Here is an 855-nt window from a genome sequence, read left to right on the forward strand (position 1 = left end):
CGGGTCGCGTCCGCGTCGCCCGCCGCGAACGCGCACGCCGCGGGGCCGGCCGCGGCGCAGCGTTCGAGGAAGGCGTCCAGGGTGCGGGCGGAGGCGAGGTCGCTGCCGGTGCGCAGGAACGGGGGCAGGGCGCGCTGCCGGGGGGTGCGGCCGGTGGACCAGGCGCGCGGGTCCAGGGCGCTGTCCAGGACCATCGCGCGTACCCGGTCGGGGAACAGGTTGGCGTAGACGGCGCCGAGCAGGGTCCCGTACGAGGTGCCCCAGTAGGTGAGGCGCCGGTCGCCGACGGCCTGGCGCAGCACGTCGAGGTCGCGGGCGGTGTCGGCGGTGGACAGGTGGGCGAGCAGGCCGGTGGTGTCGTTGTCGGCGCAGTGGCGGGCGAGGCCGGTGTAGGCGCGGGTCCAGGCCGCCTGCTGGTCGGCGGCGGTCGGGAAGCCGGCGGGCAGGCCGTCGAGGAGGTCCTGTTCGGCGGCGGGGTCGGGGAAGCAGTGGAGGGTGGTGGAGGCGCCGGTGCCGCGCGGGTCGAAGCTGACGATGTCGAAGCGCCGGCGGACCTGTTCGGGGAAGAGGCCGTAGACGGCGGGCAGGGCCGCGGTGCCGGGGATGCCCGGGCCGCCGGGGTTGAAGAACAGCGAGCCGATGCGGTGGGCCGGGTCGGTGGCGCGGTGGCGGATCAGGGCCAGGTCCAGGGGTGTTCCCCGCGGGTCGCGGTAGTCCGTCGGCACGGCGGCGGTGGCGCACTCGAAGCCCTGGGCGCAGGGCCCGTCCCAGTGCAGGCGCGGCACGGGCGCGGCGGGCGCGGCGGGGTTGTCGGCGGTCGCGGCGGTGTCGGCGGTCGCGGTGTGGGCCGGGGCC

Annotated in this window: 1 protein-coding gene; it reads right to left on the bottom strand. The window is 78.0% G+C overall.

Annotated elements, in window-relative coordinates:
• The coding region (locus AE652_RS42305) for an alpha/beta fold hydrolase (RefSeq protein ID WP_049661538.1) at positions 1–855 on the bottom strand (855 nt) is incomplete at both ends.

Source organism: Kitasatospora sp. MY 5-36, from assembly GCF_001182915.1.
Lineage (GTDB): Bacteria > Actinomycetota > Actinomycetes > Streptomycetales > Streptomycetaceae > Kitasatospora.